Raw genomic sequence first — 19,829 nt, 5'->3', positions numbered from 1 at the left:
CCCATAATCCGCTCCCTCCATCTCGGGGGAACTCACCGCTCATCTCGGAGTGTCCACCAAGACGGGAACGGTCCAGTTCATTCTCGTCCTCAGAACAGGTTTCCAGCCCAGCGCGCCGCCGAACCGACGGCACCGGATATGTCGTCCCAGTGTTCGATTACTTCGCCCACACCAAACGCGACACCGACCCCGGCGCCGACCGCAAGCAAAGTGACGGGACCACCGGCCGCACTTGCAAGAATCAACTCGGTTGCAACCGTTCCAGCGACGAATCCACCCACATCCTTTGCGACCGCCTTTACGGCATCTCCCGTTGTTTCGGCATTCATGACGTCGTCATATGTCTGGGCGGCGGTCAAAATTCCACCCACGACAGGAACTTTCGACCCGAAATGCGCCAGTCCGGTCCCTTTAGGGATATGTTCGCCGAAACTGCTGCCAAGAAATCGGATGACCTTGTTGTCACCGAGCCCGGCAAGCAGTCGAGAGTTCTCCGCAGCGAATCGTGCAGCATCGTCCGCACCCCCTTGGAAGGCCCGAACAGCCCTGGCCGCAGTAGCTTCTGGGTACGGATCACCCAACCGCGCCGCTTCGGCAGCAAGCTCACGCAGCCGGGCGAGGGCCGCACCTCGCGTAGCGGCTTCGTTGCCCCATTTCGACAGCTCGGAGACTGTCGTCGCTATGTATCCGCCCACGGTATGCGCCAAGAGCCATTCCCACTGGGCTTCTGCGTCCTTCAGGATCGTCGTTGGCCCGCGCAAGGCTTCCGCGAGCGCGCTGTGCGCTGCAGTTTCGGCCGCGCGACCTTCCGTAACGAACCCCGCAGCCGCCTCGTAGGCCGCGATCTGTTTCGCCCGAATTACCTGGGGTGCAATGTCATACGAGTTCGGATCGACGTTGAGTGGCTCACCGATCCCGACGCCGAACTCCACGGGAATACCGGCTTCCGCCGCTGTCGCCTCGGCCTGTGACATGCGTGACCGGACGGTGACGAGTCCGTCGGCGAATGCGCGCAGGGCAGCGGCGATCACGTCGATCTGGTCTGCGGCCTCGGTCGTCCCCGTGATGATGCGGTCGAGCGTCGTGCGGAACGCATCTCCCGTAGGGCTTCTGAATTCGTACTCGGACTCGGTGCGTCCGTCGCGCGCCGCCTTCAGTCGGTCGTGCACACCCGTGGCGAGGGCAGTGAGCGAATCCGCGCATGCGTAGCAGGAGGTGGGGTCGCCGAAGACTCGGGTGTCGAGGCTCATCCCTCACCGGCCTTCGCCATCTCCTGAGCAGTGTGCGACTCGGCGTCCTGGTAGGCGCGCAGACTGTCCTGGGTGGCGTCTGCTGCATCGGCCAGCGACCGGACCGCCGCGTCCAGCGCGGAAGCAATCGACCCGAGAGTGTCGACGAGCAGTGCGGTGGCGGCACCTGCGTCGGGAATCGGTGCTGGATCGGATCCGAGTTCGTCGATTCCCATCGCTCCGGTCGCCAGGTGCTTCGCGACCGCGTCGAGGTCGCGGATGTCGATGCTCACCGGGTCTCTCTCCTGCCGAGTGGGTCCTCGAACGGACGGTCGTCGTCCCCGACCGGGGGTGGCGGTGGTTGTCGGCCGTCGAGCAGGACCACGTCGTACCCGGTGGTCCGGTGGATCTCCTGCAGCCCTGTGCTGTCGACGTCCATCCACGGCTGCTGCGGTCCGCAGCAGCGGGCCAGTTCCTTCGGTGAGGTGTAGGCGGGCAACGCCAGCCGGCCGTCGGGCAGTGTGCGCATCTCGAGCCGAACCTGCCCGGAACTGTCGCGGCGTCGGATCGGCACATACAGAACGTCGCTCATCGAATCCCCCGATTCCGTCGTACCCCCCGTACGACTCGCCGCGACCTTACCGCAGCGGCGATGAGTTTCCGGCTCCTGCCCGGTCGGTATCTGCGACAGCACCGCTGCCCACCTACCAGGAGGCCGTCATGAACACCTTCACCGCATCCACCACCGGCACCCGCGACGACATCGCCGCGGCACCCTCACGCGCCGCCCGCATCGCAGGCCTGATAGTCAGCGGTCTCGTCGTCCTGTTTCTGCTGTGGGACTCGATCATCCACATCGCCAACGTTTCGCAGGTGCAGGAAGCGATGGCCGATCTCGGGTTCGACCCGAGCCTCAACCGGGTGTTCGGCGTCGTCCTACTCGTCTGCCTGATCGCCTACGTCCTGCCGCCTACCGCAATCCTCGGCGCCGTACTCCTCACCGGCTATCTCGGCGGTGCTGTCGCGACGAATCTGCTCACCGAACAGCCCATCGTCAGCACGACTCTCTTCCCGATCTACACCGGAATTCTGGTATGGGGTGGATTGTGGTTGCGCGACATCGGAGTTCGTCGCATCATGCCGGTTCGCCCGTCGCGGTGACGACGACGAACGGCCCCACCTCGGTCACGGTGAATCGGGGATCGTCGAACAGTTCCTTGGGGAAGGTCACCGTGTACCGCCGCACATTGGGATCGTTCGGGTAGACGTCCTCGGCCAGACGCAGCGTGTAGCCCTCGGCGCCCTGTCGGAAGACGACGGCGTCGGGGGCTCTCCACGGCAGCTCCTCCCACGCGGCGAGCAGTTCGCCGGGGGAGGAGAGCTCCGACCACTCCTCGATAGCTGCGGCCCGCGCAGAGAACTCCGCCAGCGGGTTGGCGTAGTGCGAGGTCAGGGCCTGGAAACCGAAGTACGGGTAGTAGGCGAGGAAAGACGTGTCGGCCGTGAGGACCACGTGGTCGTCACGCTCGCCGCCCAACTGCGACAGCAGGACGTCGTCCACCTCGGCGTAATAGGACGCGGCCCCGGCGGGTCGCTGATCGGCGCGTTCGCCTGCCCCGTCGGTATCGGTGTAGGCGACGGTGATCTCGCCGGCGAGTACCTGCGGAATGTTCTGCGCGAACGCCAGCGCACCCAGAGCCCCCACTGCCACGAGCACCCGGCGCACGCGCGGGTTCTCGCTGGTGGCCAGGCTGATCCACCGCGAGAAATCGACGAAGGCGAATGTGCCTGCGGCAGCGAGCAGTACGAGCAGGATCACCTCGAGCCGGAACGCGAGCAGGGTGTTGCCCACGGCGGTCGACGCCATCGACGCGAGGTACCAGAGGTAGACCGCGATCACGCCGAGGCCGAGCGCCTGCGCCCGATGCGACGACGACGCGCGGCCCACGAGCCACACGGTGCCCAGCAGAGACAGCAGTCCGATCAGGGACATGTGGAACATCGGCAACGGCAGTCGCGCACCGGCGTCGGGGAGATAGTGCGTCGCGGTACCGGACTCGGACGGTGTGTTGCCGCCGAGCACGTCGAACACGAACGGCGCCCAGACGATCAGAGCGACGAGGACCGCGATCGCCGCCATCACCACGAAACGCGTGAGGACGGGAAGAGCCGCGCGCCACGATCCACCGGCTCGACGCGCGAGGTATGCCGCGACGACGGCCATCACCGTCACCGCGAACGCCGCGATGCCGAGATAGAGGGTGTAGAAAGTCGCGGCGAGACCGAGGAACAGGCCCGTCCCCACCACGGCGCCCCAACCCTGCCGTGCGTGTTTCCGGTAGTCGGAACTACCGGAAACACGCACGGGTGCGAACGCACCCCAGGCCAGCACCAACGCCGGCGCGACCAGCACGGCGATCACCGCTCCGTAGGGCTCCGGCGAACCGTAGGCCAGCACGACCAGCGTCGTCGCGGTAGCAGCGAGCACCGCCAGATCGGAGCGGACCAGTTCGGACCACAGCACCAGCGCGACGACCGCTGCGACCGCCAGCGAGCCGATCGCATACGGCTTGAACGCTTCCCAGCCGTCCATGCCCAGCAGATTCGCGACGCGACCGCCGACCCAGAACCACCCGGCCGGATAGAACGACGGCAGGTCGGCGTAGTTCATGTCGCGCAACGCCGCGCTGTCCGTCAGTCGTGTGAGGAACTGGGTGCGGAACTCCTGGTCGACGGAGATGCCGTGCAGGTAGAGGCGGGTCGCGGCGAGCGGCATCCCGAGGGTCGCGGTGACCAGACCCGACAACGCCGCCCACGACAGCACCCGCGCCCCCGTCACCCATCTACGGCGACGCAACAGATAGATCGACAGGCCGAGCACGGCGAGTGCCGCGAACTGCATCACGGTGGTGACGGCCTGCGTCACGTTCGACGAATTGAACGCCGGCCACTGCACACGGTCGAAGGCGAACAGCCCCACCGCCGCGACGAGTGCTGCGACGAGCGCTGCGCAGACGAACTGCACGAGCGTCGAGACGGCACGGCGTAACGGGGCTACTGCTACAGGAGTGTCGGCGAGCACCCCACGAGCATAGAGATGCGTCCGCGAGACGAGTGGTGGCCCGATCCGCGCCGCAAAAACGCCGCCGTCCACCGGTCGGGACCTTCATCCTGGAAGTTGCGTCGGGAAACCGGGCTGTCGGTACCGCCCGGGGAATCCGAACGGAAGGCTCAGATCATGACAGGTAAAGCGGTTCGTGCGGCCCTTGCAACGCTCGCGACGGCACCTCTCCTCGTCTTCGGGGCGGCGCAGGCCTCGGCGTATCCGGTGATCGAACCGGGTGCGCCCGGCGGTCCCATCGACGGCCGGTTGTACGACCACCACGGCGTCGATCCCTACCAGTGCATCGTCGTCGGGGCGTCGGGTGTCGGCTACGCGACGAACGAGGCGGGGCAGGACGGCATCGTGAACGGTGTCTTCGTGAACGAAGGGTCGATCAACCACTGGTGCTACGGGCCGCCCGGGATGATCCACAGCGGAACCGGCTACGTCCGGTAGACCCCGAAAAGACGACTGCCCCGCCGAAACGGGTCCGGCGGGGCAGAGGGTGCACGTCTGTCAGATCGGCAGCTTGCGGAAGATCGCGCGCGGCAGGTGACGCAGCACGATCATCACGAACCGGAAGGTGCCCGGCGCCCAGACGATCTCCTTGCCGCGATCGGAGGCCGCGACAGCGAGCTTCGCGACATCTTCCTTGTTCACGGTGAGCGGGGCCTCGTCGACGTGCGCGCTGAACTGCGTGCGCACCTGACCGGGGCGCACGACGGTCACGCGCGGCCCGAACGGACGCAACGCCTCACCGAGTCCGAGATAGAAACCGTCGAGGCCGGCCTTGGTGGAACCGTAGACGAAGTTGGCGCGCTTCACGCGTTCGCCCGCGACGGACGACATCGCGATGATGCGGCCGAAGCCCTGCGCCTTCATCTTCTCGCCCACCAGCACACCCACGGAGACAGCGGCGGTGTAGTTGACCTCCGCGACCCGCACGGCCTTGCTCTGGTTCTGCCACAGCTCCTCGGCGTCGGCGTCCAGACCGAAGGCGACGATCGCGATGTCGACGTCGCCGTGCTTCCACGCCTGGTCGATGACGGCCGGGTGGCTCGCCGTGTCGAGCGCGTCGAAGTCGATCAGGTCGACCTGCGTCGCACCCGCGGACTTCGCCTGGGCGACGGCGTCCTCACGACGCGGGTCGCCGGGCAGGGCCGCGAGGATCACGCGGGCTGGTGCCTTGCGGAGGTACTCCTCGACGATGGCCAGGCCGATCTCGGAGGTGCCACCGAGCAGCAGCAGGGTCTGGGGATTGCCGACGGCGTTGATCATCAGTGGAGTTCCAACCTTCTGGACATATCGGAGGCGAAGACGTTCGTGGGGTCGACGGAGCGGCGCACCTTCAGCCACTCGTCGATCCGCGGGTACATGGCGTGGAAGGTCTCCGCGTCGATCCGCGAATCCTTCGCGGTGTAGAGGCGACCACCGAACTCGAGGACCCGCTTGTCGAGCTCGCGCACGAACTCGTTCAGGCCCGGCTTGATCCGGAAGTCGACGCAGATGTTCCAGCCGGGGATGGGGAAGCTGAGCGGAGCCTTGTTCCCTTCACCGAACAGCTTGAACACGTTGAGGAACGAGTGATGTCCCGACGCCTGGATGTCGCGGATGATCTTCTTGAACTCCTCGACCGCTTCCGGCGGCACCACGAACTGGTACTGCAGGAAGCCGTTGGGTCCGTAGCCGCGGTTCCACTCCCCGAACAGGTCGAGGGGGTGGTAGAACGCCGTCAGATTCTGGACCTGGTTGTCGGCGTTCTTCGTCTTCCGGTAGTACAGCTCACCGATCACCGAGAAGTTGAACTTGTTGGCCAGCCCGTTCGGGAATACGTCGGGCAGGGTCAGCAGGGTCGGCGCGTCGAACTTGAGCGGGTCCTTCTGCAGCTTCTTCGGCAGCTGGTCGAGCTTCGCGAGGTTGCCTCGGGAGACTGCGGCGCGGCCGAGCTTCGGCTCCGGCGAGATGGCGTCGAACCATGCGCTGGAGTAGTCGTAGTTCGCTTCCGAACCGTCGCTGTGCAGGGCGATCGTCTCGTCGAGCGACTCGGTGCGGCGGCTGTCGGCGATGAAGTACGCCGTCTCCGTGGGGGTCATCTCGATGGTCGCGCGCAGGATGATGCCTGTCAGACCCATTCCGCCCACGGTCGCCCAGAACAGCTTGGCGTTGCGCCCGGTGGGGGTGCACGTGCGGACCTGGCCGTCGGCGGTGAGCAGGTCGATGGACTTGACGTGGTTGCCGAAGCTGCCCGCGCTGTGGTGGTTCTTGCCGTGGATGTCGGCACCGATCGCACCACCGATGGTGACCTGGCGCGTGCCCGGCAGGACGGGCACCCACAGACCGAACGGCAGCGCGGCGCGCATGAGCTGGTCGAGGCTCACACCACCGTCCACCACGACCTTGCGGGAGTCACGGTCGATGCTGTGGATCTTGTTCAGCGCCGTCATATCGACGACGAGCCCGCCCGCGTTCTGCGCGGGGTCGCCGTAGGAGCGTCCGAGCCCGCGTGCGATCACGCCGCGCCGCAGGTGCGACGGCTTCGACTCGTTGTCTTCCGCGACCCGCGCGACCGCCTTGGCGATCACTTCGACGTCGGGGGTGGACAGCACCTCTGCGGTGGTCGGCGCAGTGCGCCCCCAGCCGGTCAGGGTGCGGGTCTGGGTGGGGAGCGGCTCGCTCGCCTGCTCCGTAGCTGTCGTGGACATCGGGATAAAGGCTACCCGTGTGTCCTGGTCACCCGGCAAGATGCTGTTCCTCACGGGCGTTACCCTCGTCTGCGTGCCGGAATCCCACGACCATGTGCAGCCGCTGCCGGAGCATCACGCCCCACTGGCTCCCGAACTGCCGTTGACCGATTCGACGGCCGACGAAGCGCTGGACCTGAAGACGCAGCTCACACGGTTCGTCCTGACCGGTGGGTTCTCGGCGATCGTCGACTACGGCCTGTACGTCCTGCTCATGGCACTGGGCGTCACGCGCGACGTCGCGAAGGCCCTGTCGTTCGTGGCCGGCACCACCACCGCCTACCTGATCAACCGCCGCTGGACCTTCAAGGCCCCGCCGAGCCGCGTTCGTTTCGCAGCCGTGGTGGTCCTCTACGCAGTGACGTTCGCCGCACAGGTCGGCATCAACCGTGTACTCAACGAAGCCCTCGGCGACGAGTGGTGGGTCACGCCCTTCGCCTTCGTCGTCGCCCAAGGTGTCGCGACGGTGATCAACTTCGTCGTCCAGCGGGTCGTGATCTTCCGCCTGCGCTGATCTGGTTGGTTCGACGGCGACATACACGGTCGGACCAACCAGATCCGAGCTGTGTGGAACCGGTCCGGCTCCTGTGGCGTCGAACCGGATATGTCACGCTCCCGAGCACACGCGATCATGGCCAGGCAGGACGGTGTCGTCACCCGCGATCAGGCGGTGCGGTGCGGTCTGAGCATCGCAATCATCGATCACTACGTGCGGTCGGGTGAATGGGTCTCACTGGTTCCCGGTGTGTATCTCCGTGCCGATCGGGAGCGGACCCCTTCGGTGCACCTTCGCGCCGCTGTCTACGGTGCGGGACGTGCGGCGACGGCATGGGGTCCGAGCGCCGCGTGGTGGCACGGAATCCTCGACCGACCGCCGGCGCGTCATTTCGTCACCGTCCCGCATTGCCGAGCGATCGTGAGGAACCGCAGCGTGCAACTGCGTCGCAGGGACCTCCCCGCCGACGACGTCAGGATCGTCCGCGGCCTGCAGGTCACCGGAGTTCCGCTCACCGTGTTGGAGGCGGCAGTGGAGTTGCGGGAGGGCTCGGTCCTCATGGACAGGGCGTTGCAACGCCATACGTCGTTGCCTCTGCTGGAGCGGTCCCACCTGAGGAATCCGGGACGACGAGGCTCTCGTGCCGCCGAGAAGTTGCTCTGTGCGGCTCGTGATGGTGGCCACTCCGGAGCCGAACGGATCTTCCACCGGTTGCTACGACAGGCGGGTTTCACCGGTTGGCGCGCGCACGTCATGAGCTGTGGATACGAGATCGACGTGGCGTTCGAGGCCGAACGGGTGGCGATAGAGATCGACGGCTGGGTGTGGCATCGCGACGCGGAGCGTCATCGTCACGACACCGCACGACAGAACGTCCTGATCAACGCGGGTTGGCATGTTCTGCGATTCACCTGGCACATGCTGACGCAGGACCCGGACGGGGTGGTCGGACAGATTCGTGCGGCACTCGCTCGGTGATCCGGTTGCTTCGACCGCGCCGACCGCCGTCGAAGCAACCGGATCGGGGCTATCGAGCGGTCCAGCCGGCGACGCCACGCACGAGCGTGAAGCTGACATTGCCGTCGATGGTGACGTATGCGGAGATCTTCCCGGCTCCGGTCTCCGAAGGAAGCAGGTTGCTGTTCGCCGGCACCTTCCCGCGCTCACCCGTGGTCTCGTTGTGCCAGTGCACGGTGCACGGGCAGAACGGGGAGCCGATACCACCGACCCACAGCGGCAGTTCGGGGGAGGCGGGGTCGGTTCGGAGCACAATCGGCGCGTCGATGAAAGGTGTTGCATTACCGGCGTATCCGCTCGAGCCCGTATCGAGGTACATACCCACCGTATTGGTGAACGACGTCCAGCCCGGGTCTGCGGAGGCGGTGGAAGCGCCGGTGACAGCGAGGCCGGCGGTAACGGCGGCTGCGACGCCGACGCTCGCTACCCGTCCGAGGGTGGTCTTCAAGTTCACGGTCGGATCCTGTCTCTTCGGTATGTCGGTGCGGAAGCACTGCCCTGGCTATCGGCAAGAGTCCCAAGATGTTACGGATCGGTGGCTGAGTCTTGTGCGTGCGGGAGACGACCCGCTTCGCGGGCGTCGGCGAGGGTGGGTGCCGCCCGGTCCTTCGCCGACAGTTCGTAGGTCAGCGACCTGCCGTCAGGTCCCGTTGTCGGCCACTCGATCCCGATCTCCGGATCGAGGGGGTGCACTTCGTGCTCGCGGTCGGGGTTGTAGCCCGTCGAGCACAGGTAGACGACGGTCGAGTTGTCCTCGAGGGCAAGGAAACCGTGACCGAGGCCCTCGGAGAGGAAGATCGCGCGTCGGTCCTTGGTGTCGAGCAGCACCGAATCCCACTGCCCGAAGGTCGGCGACCCCACCCGCAGGTCGACGACGACGTCGAGCACCGACCCCGACACGCACGTGACGTACTTCGCCTGTCCCGGAGGCACATCCGCGTAATGGATGCCGCGCAGTACCCCGGCGGCGGACACCGAGCAGTTCCCCTGCGCCAGCTCCAAGGGGCGGCCGGACGCGTCGGTGAAACTGTCCTGCTTGAACCACTCGAGGAACACACCTCGGTCGTCGCCGAACTGTTTCGGCGTGATCTCCCACGCCCCGGCGACCTTCAGTTCGCGGTAGTGCACCTAGCGGTCCTTTCCTCGTTCGAGCAGATCGAGCAGGTAGCTGCCGTAGCCCGACTTCACCAGCGGCTCGGCCGCGGCGCGCAGTTGCTCGTCGTCGATGAACCCGAGGCGCCACGCGACCTCCTCGGGCGCACCGATCTTCAATCCCTGACGTTGTTCGATGGTGCGCACGAAGTTCGACGCGTCGAGCAGCGAGTCGAAGGTGCCGGTGTCGAGCCAGGCGGTACCGCGCGGCAGCACCTCGACCTGCAGTTTCCCCGCTTCGAGGTAGGTGCGGTTGACGTCGGTGATCTCCAGTTCGCCGCGCGCCGACGGCTTCAGCGACCGGGCGATCTCGACGACGTCGTTGTCGTAGAAGTACAGCCCCGGCACCGCGAAGTTCGACTTCGGGTCGTCGGGTTTCTCCTCGAGCGACAGGGCGCGGCCGGTGGAGTCGAATTCGATCACCCCGTAGGCCGACGGATCGGATACCCGGTACGCGAACACCGCACCACCGTCGATGTGAGCGAACCGTGTGAGCTGGGTGCCGAGGCCGGGGCCGTAGAAGATGTTGTCGCCGAGGATCAATGCGACCGGCTCGGTGCCGATGTGGCCGGCGCCGAGCACGAAGGCCTGCGCCAGTCCGTCGGGCGACTGCTGAATCGTGTAGGTGATGTTCACCCCGAACTGCGAGCCGTCGCCGAGCAACCAGCGGAACTGCTCGGCGTCGTGCGGGGTGGTGATCAGGAGGATGTCGCGGATCCCGGCGAGCATGAGCGTCGACAGCGGGTAGTAGACCATCGGCTTGTCGTAGACGGGCACGAGCTGCTTGCTCACGCCCTGGGTGATCGGATGCAGACGCGAGCCCGTCCCACCCGCGAGGATGATTCCGCGCATGCCGGACAGTCTCGCATGAGTAGGCTTGCGCCAATGAGGCTGCTCGTCACCGGTGGTGCCGGTTTCATCGGCGCGAACTTCGTCCACCAGACCGTCGCGGAACGACCGGACGTGCAGGTCACCGTGCTCGACAAGCTCACCTACGCCGGCAACCGCGCCTCCCTCGACCCTGTCGCCGAGAAGATCACCTTCGTCCAGGGCGACATCGCCGACGCCGACCTCGTGCACCGGCTCGTCGCCGAGACCGATCTGGTGGTGCACTTCGCCGCCGAATCCCACAACGACAACTCGCTGGCGAATCCCGCACCGTTCGTGCAGACGAATCTGGTGGGCACCTTCACCCTGCTCGAGGCCGTCCGCAGGTACGACGTGCGTTATCACCACATCTCCACCGACGAGGTCTACGGCGACCTGCCGCTGAACGATCCGATCAAGTTCACCGAGACCACCGCCTACAACCCGTCGAGCCCCTATTCGTCGACGAAGGCCGGCTCGGATCTGCTGGTGCGCGCCTGGGTGCGTTCGTTCGGCGTCCGCGCGACCATCTCGAACTGCTCGAACAACTACGGCCCCTACCAGCACGTGGAGAAGTTCATCCCCCGCCAGATCACCAACGTGCTCACCGGCGTGCGGCCGAAGCTCTACGGCACCGGCACCAACGTGCGCGACTGGATCCACGTCGACGACCACAACAGCGCGGTGTGGACGATCATCGACGAGGGGGCCCTCGGCGAGACCTACCTGATCGGCGCCGACGGGGAGACCGACAACCGCACCGTCGTCGAAACCGTCCTCGAGCTGTGCGGCCGGGACCGCAGCGAGTTCGATTTCGTCACCGACCGCCCCGGCCACGACCTGCGCTACGCCATCGACGCGACCCGCCTGCGCACCGAACTGGGCTGGCAGCCCCGCTACCGTGACTTCCGGGAAGGCCTGGCGGCCACCATCGACTGGTATCGCAGCAACGAACAGTGGTGGACGTCACAGAAACGCACCACCGAGGCCGCCTACAGCCGCATCGAACGCGTTCTGGGCGGATAACCTGCGCCGCAGAGGGCGTTCCGGGCACAATTCGCGAATGGGTCGAAACGCTTCTGCAAGGTGTGCGCAACCAGGACGCTCCTGTTCCCGCTGCTACTGTCGCATCGACTACAGCGGATCGACCACGAGCGGGGAGTAGCCCGATGGAGCAGGCAGCTGCCGGCGACACCACAACGATCGGACACGACGCGGACGCGCTGGACGAAGTCCTCACCGAACCGGTGCGCCGCGACCGGCTGATCGTCCAGCGCGGCGTCTTCGCATCTCTGTCGCCGCGCGTGCCGGAGAAGATGTACGTCCACACGAAGGGTGGCGCGGCGTCCGACCGCTACGGGCTGCAGCTCGCCGACGGCGCGACCGCCCACACCAACACCTATTTCGGCCGCTTTCCCGCGACGTTCTGGCAGCGCTGGACCGACGTGAAGACCGTGAACCTGCAGCTCACCTACGGCTGCTCCGGTACGGCTGAGTTCACCGTGTGGGCGTCCGATGCACGCGGACGCGAGCGGATCGTGACGGTCGAGACGGTGTCGGGTTCGGGCGAGCTCGATCTCGAGCTGCCGATCGAACGGTTCGTCGACGGCGGTGCGATGTGGTTCGCCGTCGATGCCGGCAACGGGTCGGTACTCGTCTCCGATGCACGCTGGACGGTCGCCGCTCCCGAGCACCTGCGTCCCGCGGCCGTGGTCATCTGCACGTTCAACCGCGCCGACGACTGCACCGTCACCGTCGGCACCCTTGCCTCGGACGACGGGGCGATGGCCGACATCGAAGCGGTGTGCATCGTCGACCAGGGCACCGATCAGGTGCGCTCGCGCTCGGCGTTCGCGGAGGTCGCCGACAAGCTCGGCGACAAGCTCATCTACCTGACCCAGCCGAATCTCGGTGGCGCGGGTGGTTTCTCGCGCGGCATGTACGAGATCACCGGTTCCGCCAAGGCCGAGCACGCCAACGTCATCGTCATGGACGACGACATCCTGTGCGAACCCGAATCGGTGTTGCGTCTCAACGCTTTCGCGAACATGACGGTGCAGCCGACGATCGTCGGCGCCCAGATGCTGTCGCTGAGCAATCCCCAGGTCCTGCACGTCTCGGCCGAGCGTGAGGTGCTCGACGAGATCACCGCCGGCGCACTGACTCCGGGTGCACGCATGGGTATCGACCTCGTGAAGAAGAAGCAGGACATGCGTTTCGACGCCGGCTGGAACGGCTGGTGGACCTGCCTGCTGCCCGCCGAGATCATCGCCGACTGCGGTCTGCCCATCCCGCTGTTCTTCCAGTGGGACGACATCGAATACGGCATCCGTGCCCGGTACGCCGGTCACCCCACGGTCACCCTGCCCAATGCGGGTGTGTGGCATGCCGACTTCTATCTGAAGGACTACGACGACTGGGCGCGCTATTTCAGCATCCGCAACGGTCTGATCGTCTCGTCCATCTACGGGCGCTTCGACGGTAACGACATGTCGAAGTACCTGTTCCGCAAGATCAGCGAACTCATCGTCTCGATGCAGTACGGTCTCGCCGCGACCTTCATCAAGGCCGCGGAGGACTTCCTCGCCGGACCGGACTTCCTCTACGACGGCGGCCAGTCCGTGCTGAAGGAACTGCGCGAACTGCGCGACCGCTATCCCGAGACGAAGCCGCTTCCGGCCGCGCAGGTGGGCAAGGAATCCGACCCGCACACGCAGATGTCGGTCTGGCAGTTCGAGCCCGACAAGAAGCGCGAGGGCCTGGTGCTGCTCAAGCGTGCCGTGCAGCAGTTCGCCGGCAAGGTCGACCGCCGGACGGTCACCGTTCCCGCTCACTTCGCATCGTGGTGGCACGTGTCGTTGTTCGACAAGGCCGTCGTCACCGACGCCTCGCAGAACGCCGTGCGGGTGCGTCACCGCGACAAGGACACCGCCGTCGACCTCGCGAAGCAGGCCGCGAAGGTGTGCTGGCAGCTCCGCAAGGAAGCGCCCCGGATGAAGACGGTCTGGCAGGAAGCGCTCCCCAAGCTCACGAGCCGCGAGAACTGGGCGCGCCTGTACGGCATCGACGGGTAGACCGTGAGGGCATGGTCGCTTCCCCTGCTGATCGGGGTTGCGACCGTGCTCGTCGCAGGGGCGTTCTCGTGGGTCCCCTCGCTGTGGTGGGACGAGGCCGCCACCATCTCGAGTGCCGACCGGTCGGTCGAGGGGATGCTCCGCGTCCACACCCGGATCGACGCCGTCCACGGCCTGCACAATCTGCTGCTGCACTACTGGTTCTCCCTCGTGGGCGTCGACGAGTTCACCGCCCGCCTGCCCGGTGTGCTCGCGCTCGGGGTGGGTGCCGCAGCCGTCACGGCGACCGGCCAGGTGCTGGCGGGTCGTCGCGTGGGGATCGCCGCCGGGGTGCTGTTCGCGCTGTCGCCGCGGGTGACCTGGGCGGCAACCGAAGCGCGGTCCTATGCCTTCGCGGCGGCGCTGGTCGCGGTGTTGTCGCTGCTGGTCACGCTCGGGTGCACGACCGGCCGTAGACGGTGGTGGGCGCTGTACGCCGTCGTTCTGCCGATCGCGACGGTGATGTTCGTGTACTCCGCGACGGTCGTCGTCGCGCATGCCGTCACCGTACTGGTCCGTGGTCGTGGGCGCGGCGCGTTCCTGTTGTCCGCAGGGGTTGGCGCGGCCTTGTCGACGCCGTTCGTCCTGCTCGCCTACTCGCAGGCCGAGCAGGTCGCGTGGATTCCTCCGCTCGATTCGACGATCGTCCGCACGATCGTCCTGGACCAGTGGTTCCCGCAGGCCCCGTGGACGGCTGTGCTGTTCGTCGCGCTCACCGTCGCCGCAGTGGTCGCCGCGCGTCGTCGTGGCGTGGACGCGGGGGAGCGCACTCTGCTGTGGCTCGCGGTACCGGGCTTCGCCGTGCCGATGGTGCTGCTGCTCGGCTACTCGCTGCTCGAGGACAATATGTACCTCGAGCGTTATCTGTCCTTCACCGTCCCCGCGATGGTGCTGCTGGTGGGCTGGGCCGCCACCCGTGTCGCGACCCGCTGGTGGTCGATGCTGATCGTGCTGACCGCGGTCGCCGTCAGTGTCGCGCCGGCTTACGTGCAGCAGCGACAGCCGTTCGGCAAGCCTGGCGGGATGGACTACAGCGTGATCGCCGACCGGCTCGTCGAACGCTCCGAACCCGGCGACTGTGTGGCCTTCGAACCGCGCGTCTCGTGGGCGCCGACGTCGTTGCGCGCCGTCGTCGACGCCCGGCCCGACGCGGTGGAGGGCCTCGACGATGTGGGGCTGGGAGACGACGCCGTCGACCGCGTCAACCTGTGGTCGACCGACGCCCCACCTTCGGAACTCGCCCGACGCGCGGCCGCCCGATGCGAGGTGCTGTGGGTGATCGCCGACGGCGAGCGCGAGACCGGTTTCCGGGTGTGGCACCCGAACAACGTGTGGTGGCGGTTCGATCCTCACCGGTTCACCGAGACGGACACCTACCGGGAGCTCGGAGCCGTCGGTTTCCGGATCACCGACCGAGAGCCGATCAACCGCTCACAGTTGATCCGGCTCGAACCGGCTCAGACCCAGTAGGCGACACGCGAGCGGTAGTTGCGCATGGCGAGCAGGGCCACACCCCAGCCGACGACGGTGATGATCAGGACGATCACCCAGTGGTAGAGCTGCTGGTCGCCGCCGAGCAGCGGGGTCCGCACGATGTCGAGGAAGTGGTACAGCGGGTTGAGCTCGGCGATCCGCGCCCGGCCCTCGTTGCCGGTGCCCTCGAGCGTCTTCTCCGTCCAGATGATCGGCGTCATGAAGAACAGCAGCTGGACGATGCTGCCGAGCAGCGGCGCGATGTCGCGGTAGCGCGTGGCGAGGATGCCGAACACCAGCGACACCCACACCGCGTTGATCGCGATCAACGCCAGCGCCGGGATGGCGAGGAATGCCGTCCAGTACAGCTGACGGGGGAAGACGATGAGGATGCCGATGTAGATGACGATGTTGTGCGCGAACAGGATCATCTGCCGCCACACCAGCCGGTAGACGTGCACACTCAACGGCGTCGGCAGCTGTTTGATCAGGCCCTCGTTCGACATGAACACGTCCGAGCCCTCGAGGATCGAACCGCTGATCAGGTTCCAGATGATGAAGCCGAGCGCGACGTACGGCAGGAACTCCGGGACGTCGAGATTGAACAGCGTGCCGTAGAGCACACCCATCGCGATCGCCGACACACCCGTGGCGATCGTGATCCAGAACGGGCCGAGCACCGACCGGCGGTAGCGCTGCTTGATGTCCTGCCAGCCGAGCAGCAACCACAGTTCGCGGTGGTTGAAGCCTTCGCGCAGATCCTGGAACGCGCGCCGGAACGAGCGTGAGGACGACTCGATGGGTTCGTCGTCGACGGTGAGGGCATCAGACACGGGTCCCGAGCCTACCCGCGGCGCAAATGTGACCTGTGGGGGCGCGGGGTGAGCGGGACTCCCGACGGATGTGCAGGTCCTGTCGATCTTGCGCGGTTTTCACGACGAGAAGTGGACGCCTGTGTCGATCGCGGTCCGGTGCGGTATCCGGACGGTGACAGCACCGATCCGACCAGCGGGGAGACATCATGACGCTTGCTCTGCAGGGTTTGGACGAGATCCGCGCGGACCAGGAGAACTTCTACCGCGACCTGCACGCCCATCCGGAACTGTCGCATCAGGAGACGCGCACCGCGGCCGGGGTAGCCGAACGATTGCGGGCCGCGGGGTGCGAGGTGCACACCGATGTGGGCGGCACGGGCGTGGTGGGCGTCCTGCAGAACGGGGACGGCCCCGGTGTGCTGTTGCGCGCCGATATGGACGCACTGCCCGTCCGGGAGAAGACAGGTCTGGACTACGCCAGCGCGGCGACGGCGACGGACACGGACGGAAACGAGACTCCTGTCATGCACGCGTGCGGACACGACATGCACGTCGCGTGCCTGGTCGGCGCGGTGGAACTGCTGGCCCGGTCGACCGGGCAGTGGCGGGGCAGGCTCGTCGCGGTGTTCCAGCCCGGGGAGGAGGTCGCGGACGGCGCCCGGCGGATGGTGGACGACGGGCTCGCCCGGATCGCCGGGAAGGTCGACGTGGCGTTGTGCCAGCACGTGCTCGCCTTTCCCGCCGGTCTGGTCGGTACGCGTAGCGGTCCCACCCTCTCGGCCGCCGACAGCATGCGCATCACCGTCCACGGTCGGGGCGCACACGGGTCGATGCCGCAGGCTTCCGTCGACCCGGTGGTGCTCGCCGCCATGATCGTCGTCAGGCTGCAGACGATCGTCGCCCGCGAGACACAACCGGGGGAGCCGGTGGTGCTCACCGTCGGCAGCGTGCAGGCGGGGGCGAAGAGCAACGTCATCCCGGACGAGGCGACGATCCTGCTCAACATCCGCACCTATGACGAGGACACCCGCCGTGCGATCCTGGCCGCCGTGAAGCGGATCGTCGTCGCCGAGTGCGACGCGTCCCGTTCGCCACGACCTCCCGGGTTCGAACTGTTCGACCAGTACCCGCTGACCGACAACGACGCCGCGGTCACCGAGCAGGTCGCCGCGGCCTTCGCCGCCCACTTCGGGGACGCCGCCGGCGAACTTCCACTGCAGACGGCGAGTGAGGACTTCAGCGACATCCCGCGTGCCCTCGGCGTTCCTTACACGTACTGGAGGATCGGTGGCGTCGATCCCGATCTCTACCGGCAGGCCGAAACCGAAGGACGCATCGCCGACGAGGTGCCGGTCAACCACTCGGCGTCGTTCGCCCCGTCGATCCAGCCCACCCTCGACACCGGGACGGCAGCGCTGGTCGTCGCTGCGCGAACGTTCCTGGAAGACACGTGACGAGCGGAGGCGTCGCGTGGACGTGAACACGCAGAGCACGGTGCTGCTCGTGCTCGATCTGCTCGGCACGTTCGCGTTCGCCCTCAACGGAGCGCTCACCGCCGTCCGCGTCACCCGCGTCGACATCGTCGGCGTCGTGACGCTCGGAATGATCACCGCGCTGGGCGGCGGCATCATCCGCGACATCCTCATCGACGACCTGCCGCCCGCGACGTTCAGCGACTGGCGTTACTTGGCGGTCGCCGCAGCCGGCAGCCTCCTTGCCTTCTTCGCGCGAAAACTGGAGCGACTGTCCACTCCCATCACGATGTTCGACGCCGCCGGCCTGAGCCTGTTCGCCGTCACCGGAGCCGGCAAGGCACTCGACTTCGGCCTCGGCCCGGTGCAGGCGATCATCCTCGGCACGATCACCGGGGTCGGCGGCGGCACGCTGCGCGACGTGCTGATCCGCCGGGTGCCGGTCGTGTTGAACAGCGAGCTCTACGCGATTCCTGCGCTGGTCGCGGCGACCGTCATCGTCGTCTGCGAGAGTCTCGGGGTGCCGACCCTGCCCGCCGCGGTCGGAGCCGCGGCGCTGTGCTTCGCGATCCGGATGGTGGGAGTTCGCTACGACCTCGACGCTCCTGGGCCGCGCAGGTTCGACGACCCCGACCCGCCCGAACGGGTGTGATCGACACCGACGTGGTCGTCGACCCTCGCGGATGTTCTCGCACACAACGCCGTACTCGACGTCGGATCGCTCCGACTGCTCGATTCGGTTCTGCCCTACGCGCTTCGGCGCTGGTGTCAGGGGTTGTACGAGAACCGGTCCATGGTGGCCGCTGCCCTCGGCATCCCGAACGGCCGCGCGGCCACCGCGACCCACTCCCGCCACGGCGGGCAGGGTGGGGGAGGACGACCGTTCAGGAAGCGGATGGCCGCGTCCTCGAAGGCAGGTGACAGCGGAAGGTCGGGGTGGGCGGTCCGGGCCGGGCATCCGTTTCGTTCGACGTCGAAGTGCCAGTTGCTCGCCAGGGGTAGATCGGTGACAGACGGAAGAGTCATCGCTCGCACTGTCGCGGGAAGTGGTCGGTCCAGAATGGATTCTGCTGCTCCCACCGTGCCGAGCAGTTCCCGGGCCGCGGGGGTCTCGGGATCGAAGTGGAGGTGGACAAGGTCGGTGACGGGGACGGCGGCGCGCATCATGTCGCCCACGACCCGCCCCGGTTCGTTCACATGTGGTGGCGGGTAGCCGGTGGGGGTGCTCGGAAACGGGCCGATCAGCAGAAGAGTGTCGACGGCGACCCGCCCGGTGGCGACTGCTTCCCACACCACCCAGACGGCGTGCGAATGCGCCGCGACCACCAGTGGGCGAGGTAGCGCCGACGCCTGTTGGGCGAACAGGTCGACCTGCTCTTCGAACGGACGTTGGGTGTCGCTCGGCCCGTAGGGCGCACCCGTGCGGATCGGGCAGGTCGCGTTGTGTTGCGGCTGTCCGTCGCCCGGCCCGGCATAGGAGAAGTAGTACACCTGCTCGCATCGGTAACCGAGACGGTGCACGTCCATCGCATGGATCCTGCCCTGCCCCGATGCCGAGTTGATCCCGGACAGGATCAGCAACGAACCCGTCTGCGGCGGACCGGGTTCGGGCTCGTCGGGCCCTCGCGTCGTGACGAACGCGATCGACACGGCGACGAGCACCGCGACGAACGCGGCCAGGACCGACCTCGGTCTACGCAGCGGAGAACGCTCCATCATTGCGATCGTCAGGCCGGTCGCGAGGGCGGAGACCGGTACGAGCGGCACCGTGAGGACGGGAAGCCGGTCTGCCACGGCGCCGAGCGTGACGATCACGGCGCAATACGGCGCCATCGCTTCGATCCGTAGCCCACGACGCCATGTCGGTGCCCCCGCTTCCCGCAATCGGAATCGGCCCTGCCAGGGGACCGGGCCGAGGACGAACATCGACACTGTGATCAGGGCGAGGGCGGGCCAGAACACCCGGGCATAGAGCACCGCGTATGCAGTGGCGTCGGCGCACGTTGCCACCAGCACCGGACCGAATGCGACCGCATAGAACAGAGCCGCACAGCGCAGACGCCGGACGTCGAGGCCGCCCAGGAACCACGCCATGAGCACGACTCGGGCTACGGCGACCAGAGCGAACAGGATCAGGAAGGCCGGCCACGACGGTGCCCGCGACATCAGGACCCGCAGGTCGGTGAACTGGTCCAGGGGCGGCAGGGCGACCAGGTGGATCAGTCCGGGCCAGGTCGGGATCACATTCGTCGCGGCGAGCAGCACGACGAACGCCGCTCCGGCCGCGAGCGGCCACCACCGCGTCCACTGTCCCTGTCGCATCCGCGGGACTCCTGTTGCCGACTGCCTCG

The 19,829-nt window shown here is 67.0% G+C and carries 20 protein-coding genes; 9 read left to right on the top strand and 11 right to left on the bottom strand.

The window, feature by feature from the left end:
* Positions 1-89: 89 nt before the first annotated feature.
* From PV766_RS22465 to PV766_RS22455, 3 genes are read right to left on the bottom strand one after another with little or no spacing between them, the layout of a single operon-like run.
* Positions 90-1,250 carry a hypothetical protein gene (locus PV766_RS22465; RefSeq protein ID WP_421097940.1) on the bottom strand — a complete coding sequence of 387 codons (1,161 nt, stop codon included), beginning with the start codon at positions 1,248-1,250 and terminating at the stop codon, positions 90-92.
* Complete coding sequence (locus tag PV766_RS22460) at positions 1,247-1,522, bottom strand: hypothetical protein (RefSeq protein ID WP_421097939.1); 276 nt, start codon at positions 1,520-1,522, stop codon at positions 1,247-1,249. The genes PV766_RS22465 and PV766_RS22460 overlap by 4 nt, the downstream gene beginning before the upstream one ends.
* Positions 1,519-1,821 (bottom strand): SAV_915 family protein, encoded by a 303-nt coding sequence (locus tag PV766_RS22455; protein ID WP_421097938.1) that lies wholly within the window; start codon positions 1,819-1,821, stop codon positions 1,519-1,521. The genes PV766_RS22460 and PV766_RS22455 overlap by 4 nt, the downstream gene beginning before the upstream one ends.
* Positions 1,822-1,949: 128 nt before the next feature.
* Here PV766_RS22455 and PV766_RS22450 point away from each other — a divergent pair, with 128 nt between their 5' ends.
* Entirely contained in the window at positions 1,950-2,390 is a 441-nt protein-coding gene (locus PV766_RS22450) for a DoxX family protein (RefSeq protein ID WP_006553458.1), read from the top strand.
* Here PV766_RS22450 and PV766_RS22445 read toward each other — a convergent pair.
* Positions 2,365-4,311 carry a galactan 5-O-arabinofuranosyltransferase gene (locus PV766_RS22445; protein ID WP_421097937.1) on the bottom strand — a complete coding sequence of 649 codons (1,947 nt, stop codon included), beginning with the start codon at positions 4,309-4,311 and terminating at the stop codon, positions 2,365-2,367. The genes PV766_RS22450 and PV766_RS22445 overlap by 26 nt on opposite strands.
* A gap of 156 nt (positions 4,312-4,467) precedes the next feature.
* On the opposite strand from PV766_RS22445, the gene PV766_RS22440 reads away from it, so the two are divergent.
* Positions 4,468-4,788 carry a hypothetical protein gene (locus tag PV766_RS22440; RefSeq protein WP_421097936.1) on the top strand — a complete coding sequence of 107 codons (321 nt, stop codon included), beginning with the start codon at positions 4,468-4,470 and terminating at the stop codon, positions 4,786-4,788.
* A 60-nt stretch (positions 4,789-4,848) separates the two neighbouring features.
* Here the strand turns inward: PV766_RS22440 and PV766_RS22435 are convergent, their stop codons facing one another.
* Positions 4,849-5,610 (bottom strand): decaprenylphospho-beta-D-erythro-pentofuranosid-2-ulose 2-reductase, encoded by a 762-nt coding sequence (locus PV766_RS22435; RefSeq protein ID WP_421097935.1) that lies wholly within the window; start codon positions 5,608-5,610, stop codon positions 4,849-4,851.
* Positions 5,610-7,034 carry an FAD-binding protein gene (locus tag PV766_RS22430; RefSeq protein ID WP_421097934.1) on the bottom strand — a complete coding sequence of 475 codons (1,425 nt, stop codon included), beginning with the start codon at positions 7,032-7,034 and terminating at the stop codon, positions 5,610-5,612. Before PV766_RS22430 ends, PV766_RS22435 begins: the two co-directional genes overlap by 1 nt.
* A gap of 19 nt (positions 7,035-7,053) precedes the next feature.
* Here PV766_RS22430 and PV766_RS22425 point away from each other — a divergent pair, with 19 nt between their 5' ends.
* Both PV766_RS22425 and PV766_RS22420 read left to right on the top strand, forming a co-directional pair.
* Positions 7,054-7,587, top strand: a complete 534-nt coding sequence (locus PV766_RS22425; protein WP_006553463.1) for a GtrA family protein — start codon at positions 7,054-7,056, stop codon at positions 7,585-7,587.
* A 90-nt stretch (positions 7,588-7,677) separates the two neighbouring features.
* Positions 7,678-8,547 (top strand): DUF559 domain-containing protein, encoded by an 870-nt coding sequence (locus tag PV766_RS22420; RefSeq protein WP_421097933.1) that lies wholly within the window; start codon positions 7,678-7,680, stop codon positions 8,545-8,547.
* A gap of 49 nt (positions 8,548-8,596) precedes the next feature.
* Here PV766_RS22420 and PV766_RS22415 read toward each other — a convergent pair whose 3' ends face one another.
* From PV766_RS22415 to rfbA, 3 genes are all read right to left on the bottom strand, one after another.
* Positions 8,597-9,040: a hypothetical protein gene (locus tag PV766_RS22415; protein WP_421097932.1), complete on the bottom strand. Its 444-nt coding sequence runs from the start codon at positions 9,038-9,040 to the stop codon at positions 8,597-8,599.
* A 71-nt stretch (positions 9,041-9,111) separates the two neighbouring features.
* Entirely contained in the window at positions 9,112-9,714 is a 603-nt protein-coding gene (gene rfbC, locus PV766_RS22410) for a dTDP-4-dehydrorhamnose 3,5-epimerase (protein WP_421097931.1), read from the bottom strand.
* Positions 9,715-10,590 carry a glucose-1-phosphate thymidylyltransferase RfbA gene (rfbA, locus tag PV766_RS22405; RefSeq protein ID WP_421097930.1) on the bottom strand — a complete coding sequence of 292 codons (876 nt, stop codon included), beginning with the start codon at positions 10,588-10,590 and terminating at the stop codon, positions 9,715-9,717.
* A 33-nt stretch (positions 10,591-10,623) separates the two neighbouring features.
* Between rfbA and rfbB the strand changes: the two genes are divergently transcribed.
* From rfbB to PV766_RS22390, 3 genes are all read left to right on the top strand, one after another.
* Positions 10,624-11,631 (top strand): dTDP-glucose 4,6-dehydratase, encoded by a 1,008-nt coding sequence (rfbB, locus tag PV766_RS22400; protein ID WP_064064531.1) that lies wholly within the window; start codon positions 10,624-10,626, stop codon positions 11,629-11,631.
* 143 nt (positions 11,632-11,774) lie between these two features.
* The gene (locus tag PV766_RS22395) at positions 11,775-13,679 is read left to right on the top strand and encodes a glycosyltransferase (RefSeq protein WP_421097929.1); all 1,905 of its coding nucleotides are present in this window, start codon (positions 11,775-11,777) and stop codon (positions 13,677-13,679) included.
* 3 nt (positions 13,680-13,682) lie between these two features.
* Complete coding sequence (locus tag PV766_RS22390) at positions 13,683-15,188, top strand: glycosyltransferase family 39 protein (RefSeq protein ID WP_421097928.1); 1,506 nt, start codon at positions 13,683-13,685, stop codon at positions 15,186-15,188.
* Here PV766_RS22390 and PV766_RS22385 read toward each other — a convergent pair.
* A complete protein-coding gene (locus PV766_RS22385) occupies positions 15,176-16,024 on the bottom strand; it encodes an ABC transporter permease (protein WP_016931471.1) in 849 nt (282 codons plus the stop codon). The genes PV766_RS22390 and PV766_RS22385 overlap by 13 nt on opposite strands.
* Before the next feature lie 188 nt (positions 16,025-16,212).
* Between PV766_RS22385 and PV766_RS22380 the strand changes: the two genes are divergently transcribed.
* The gene (locus PV766_RS22380) at positions 16,213-17,460 is read left to right on the top strand and encodes an amidohydrolase (protein WP_421097927.1); all 1,248 of its coding nucleotides are present in this window, start codon (positions 16,213-16,215) and stop codon (positions 17,458-17,460) included.
* A 22-nt stretch (positions 17,461-17,482) separates the two neighbouring features.
* Positions 17,483-18,130, top strand: coding sequence for a trimeric intracellular cation channel family protein (locus tag PV766_RS22375; RefSeq protein WP_421097941.1), 648 nt, complete (start codon positions 17,483-17,485; stop codon positions 18,128-18,130).
* A 116-nt stretch (positions 18,131-18,246) separates the two neighbouring features.
* Here PV766_RS22375 and PV766_RS22370 read toward each other — a convergent pair whose 3' ends face one another.
* Positions 18,247-19,800, bottom strand: coding sequence for a hypothetical protein (locus PV766_RS22370; RefSeq protein ID WP_421097926.1), 1,554 nt, complete (start codon positions 19,798-19,800; stop codon positions 18,247-18,249).
* Positions 19,801-19,829 lie beyond the last annotated feature (29 nt).

The organism is Rhodococcus sp. As11 (assembly GCF_048957735.1).
GTDB classification, from domain to species: Bacteria; Actinomycetota; Actinomycetes; order Mycobacteriales; family Mycobacteriaceae; genus Rhodococcus; species Rhodococcus gordoniae.
The sequence above is the reverse complement of the archived record's forward strand: the minus strand, read 5'-3'. Positions and strand labels throughout refer to the sequence as shown.

Coding starts and splice junctions, on each gene's coding strand:
- PV766_RS22465 (WP_421097940.1), bottom strand. CDS start 1,250: ATGAGCCTCGACACCCGAGTCTTCGGCGACCCCACCTCCTGCTACGCA.
- rfbA (WP_421097930.1), bottom strand. CDS start 10,590: ATGCGCGGAATCATCCTCGCGGGTGGGACGGGCTCGCGTCTGCATCCG.
- PV766_RS22450 (WP_006553458.1), top strand. CDS start 1,950: ATGAACACCTTCACCGCATCCACCACCGGCACCCGCGACGACATCGCC.
- PV766_RS22420 (WP_421097933.1), top strand. CDS start 7,678: ATGTCACGCTCCCGAGCACACGCGATCATGGCCAGGCAGGACGGTGTC.
- PV766_RS22395 (WP_421097929.1), top strand. CDS start 11,775: ATGGAGCAGGCAGCTGCCGGCGACACCACAACGATCGGACACGACGCG.
- PV766_RS22430 (WP_421097934.1), bottom strand. CDS start 7,034: ATGTCCACGACAGCTACGGAGCAGGCGAGCGAGCCGCTCCCCACCCAG.
- PV766_RS22440 (WP_421097936.1), top strand. CDS start 4,468: ATGACAGGTAAAGCGGTTCGTGCGGCCCTTGCAACGCTCGCGACGGCA.
- PV766_RS22370 (WP_421097926.1), bottom strand. CDS start 19,800: ATGCGACAGGGACAGTGGACGCGGTGGTGGCCGCTCGCGGCCGGAGCG.
- PV766_RS22455 (WP_421097938.1), bottom strand. CDS start 1,821: ATGAGCGACGTTCTGTATGTGCCGATCCGACGCCGCGACAGTTCCGGG.
- PV766_RS22435 (WP_421097935.1), bottom strand. CDS start 5,610: ATGATCAACGCCGTCGGCAATCCCCAGACCCTGCTGCTGCTCGGTGGC.
- PV766_RS22380 (WP_421097927.1), top strand. CDS start 16,213: ATGACGCTTGCTCTGCAGGGTTTGGACGAGATCCGCGCGGACCAGGAG.
- rfbB (WP_064064531.1), top strand. CDS start 10,624: ATGAGGCTGCTCGTCACCGGTGGTGCCGGTTTCATCGGCGCGAACTTC.